The sequence below is a fragment of the Kribbella albertanoniae genome (assembly GCF_004348455.1).
Taxonomy (GTDB): Bacteria; Actinomycetota; Actinomycetes; order Propionibacteriales; family Kribbellaceae; genus Kribbella; species Kribbella albertanoniae.
In genome coordinates this window covers 1-2533 of record NZ_SMKA01000480.1, presented here as the reverse complement: position 1 = coordinate 2533, position 2533 = coordinate 1, and the positions used below count along the sequence as shown (strand labels likewise).

Sequence of the window (2533 nt, the reverse complement as noted above, 5' to 3'; positions counted from 1 at the left end):
GGGGTGGGCGGGGCATGATGGAGGTCAGGCCGGTGGTAGGTCCGGTCCGACGAAGGGAACGGCGATGGGCTGGTTCATTTTCCTCGTGCTCGTGGTCGGGGCGGTGGCGGCGTTCAAGTACCGGGTGCCGCTGATCGCCAAGCTGACCGGGCAGCCGCAGCAGCGGATTCAGCGGGCGATCGATCGCCGCAAGGGTAAGTAGCGGCCGGGGCGGCTGACTGGGCAAGTCACCGCGGCCGACAACGGCAGTGAAGGAGGCGGCGGGCCTCGGATGGGGTCCGCCTTCGGCGCTCAGCCGGCGATTCGCCGGTCGAACCGGTGCGCCAGGTCAGTGAAGAAGGCTCGGTAGAGCGGTTCGTCGGCGGTCTGGATCTCGATTCTCCAGGGCATCTTGCCGGGCGCGCTGGCGTACAGGGGTTCGTCCAGGTGCTCGACATTGCCGAAGTACAGGAGGCTCAGGCCCTTCTTCTGCTCCGCGAACCGGATCTTCGCCCACTTCACCGGGGTCCGGTAGCCCCCGAGCATCGGGTTCAGCCTGAACATCTCCAGGATCCCGCTCTCGACTTGGAGGTGGACCCGGTCGTGCGCGAAGACCATCGGCTCCATGGGCGGAAACCTCCCTGGTACGACGAAGGCCGGCTCCTGACGGAACCGGCCTCTGTTTGTGGAGCTCCCGCGACTGGACTCGAACCAGTAACCTGCCGGTTAACAGCCGGCTGCTCTGCCAATTGAGCTACGCGGGATCGTATTTTTCTGTCCTCGATCCCCTGAGGACTTGAGTAGGTTAGCAGGCCGGAGGCGTCCTGCAAAAACGGGATTCCATCGGTGGGATTCCCCCTTCTGAGTCAGCTTCAGCCGGCTCGGTGGGTCAGACTCCGAACTCCTCGCGGACCGCGGCCAGGGCGGCCTCGGCGGCGTCGACGATGCCGGGCTGGGTGGGCTCCCAACCCTTGTCCAGCACGAAGTTCCAGGTGATCGGGGCTTCGGTGGTGGACGGGTTCCGGCGGCCGACGATGCGGACGCCGCGCTTGCCGGCCAGCGGGACATGCCGCTGTACGACGATGCTCGCGTCGACACGCTCACGCAGCAGCTGGCCGAAGCGGCCGGGGTCGTCGATCTTCAGGTCGGTCGCGCGCAAGGGCGTGCCGAAGTCGGTGGTCTCGTAGACGTGCAGCACTGAGGCCTCCGAATCCCAGCCGGCACGCTCGATCTGCTCCCACCCGACGCGTCGTACCGACTCGGGTGTGGGCTTGCCGGGGGCCTCGGTCGGCGCGTCCGTCGGCAGGTAGACGGCCGCGCGGGTGCCCGCGACCCAGTTGCCGTCCGCTAGCTGAGCGGCGGCCAGGATGGACTCCTTACGCCCGGTACCCGATCCGCGCACGGCATCGGCAAGCTCGTTGGGCCAGGTGCTACGCCTGAATCTCACTCCTTCATCATCCCAGCCGCAACCAACCCGCTGGCTCTGCGGGGTCAGGCGGCGTAGTCGCGGAGGTGGTGGCTGGCTCGGCGGCGGAGGTGGCGGAGGGCCTCGCGCTCGAGGGATCGGATCTGGTCGGGGGTGAGGTTCAGCTGGTTGGCGGTCTCCTCGATGGTGGCGGGGGTGCGGCCTTGGAGGCCGTAGCGGTGCCGGATGACTTGCTCGTGGATCTCGTCGAGGAACTGGAGCTGGTGCGCGATGTCCCGGCGGAGCGCGGCCTGGAGGACCAGGGTTTCGTCGTCGATGAGGGGTTCGGAGTCGAGGAAGTCGAGGGCTTCGGGGTGGATCTGCCACGCCTGGGCGCGCTCCAGGCGGGCGATGGTCAGAGTGGTGGCGCCGGCGAGCTCGTTGAGGGTGGGCTCGCGGCCGAGTCGTTGGGTGAGGTCGTGGCGGGTGACGGCGACCCGGCAGGCGTCGGCGTACGCCTGGGCGGGCATCCGGACCAGGCGTGAGCGGTCGGAGATCGCCCGGCCCAGGGCCTGGCGGATCCACCAGATCGCGTACGTCGAGAAGCGGTGGCCGAGGCGGTAGTCGAACCGCTCGATCGCGCGGATCAGCCCGATGTTGCCCTCCTGGATGAGGTCCAGGAGGGAGATGCCCTTGCCGGTGTAGCGGCGCGCGATCGTCACCACGAGCCGCAGGTTGCCCTCGATCATGCACCGCCAGGAATGCCGCCCGAGCGCGACGACCTGCTGCAGCGCGGCCGAGTTGTCCGGCATGGGGTCGCTGGTCAGCCGGTCGGCTGCCAGCACGCCGGCCTCGATCCAGTGTGAGTGCTCAGAGACCTCCTCCAGTGTGAGTAGTTCGTGCCGGCCGATCTCGCGCAGGTAGGCCACCAGCGCGGTCACGTCGGCAGGTTCGCAGTCCAGGTGCTCAGCCATCCGCTCCCTCTCTCCTGACAAGAGGATGCAGTGAAAACCACCCTCCGTGACCAACCAATTTCAAATCGGTGGATAACTCGCTGACGCGGCAGGAAGTTCGCCGATGCGACCTTGAGCACGGTTCGACCGTTTCGGCGGCCGGCGCGTGGTTGAGGGGTGCTCAAAGTGGGGGGTG

The 2533-nt window shown here is 67.8% G+C and carries 4 protein-coding genes and 1 tRNA gene; 1 reads left to right on the top strand and 4 read right to left on the bottom strand.

The window, feature by feature from the left end; translation table 11 throughout:
* A partial coding sequence (locus tag E1261_RS45765; RefSeq protein ID WP_238176846.1) for a hypothetical protein occupies positions 1-202 on the top strand: 202 nt, incomplete at its 5' end.
* Positions 203-291: 89 nt separating this feature from the next.
* Here the strand turns inward: E1261_RS45765 and E1261_RS44300 are convergent.
* From E1261_RS44300 to E1261_RS44285, 4 genes are all read right to left on the bottom strand, one after another.
* Complete coding sequence (locus E1261_RS44300; protein WP_132416307.1) at positions 292-606, bottom strand: hypothetical protein; 315 nt, start codon at positions 604-606, stop codon at positions 292-294.
* A gap of 64 nt (positions 607-670) precedes the next feature.
* A tRNA-Asn gene (locus E1261_RS44295) sits at positions 671-743 on the bottom strand.
* A gap of 125 nt (positions 744-868) precedes the next feature.
* Entirely contained in the window at positions 869-1426 is a 558-nt protein-coding gene (locus E1261_RS44290) for a hypothetical protein (protein WP_132416305.1), read from the bottom strand.
* A 44-nt stretch (positions 1427-1470) separates the two neighbouring features.
* A complete protein-coding gene (locus tag E1261_RS44285; RefSeq protein WP_132416303.1) occupies positions 1471-2358 on the bottom strand; it encodes a sigma-70 family RNA polymerase sigma factor in 888 nt (295 codons plus the stop codon).
* Positions 2359-2533: the final 175 nt, after the last annotated feature.

What these genes read in the sequence shown, in the direction of transcription:
- E1261_RS44300 (WP_132416307.1), bottom strand. Translation starts at nt 606, where the DNA reads ATGGAGCCGATGGTCTTCGCGCACGACCGGGTCCACCTCCAAGTCGAG.
- E1261_RS44285 (WP_132416303.1), bottom strand. Translation starts at nt 2,358, where the DNA reads ATGGCTGAGCACCTGGACTGCGAACCTGCCGACGTGACCGCGCTGGTG.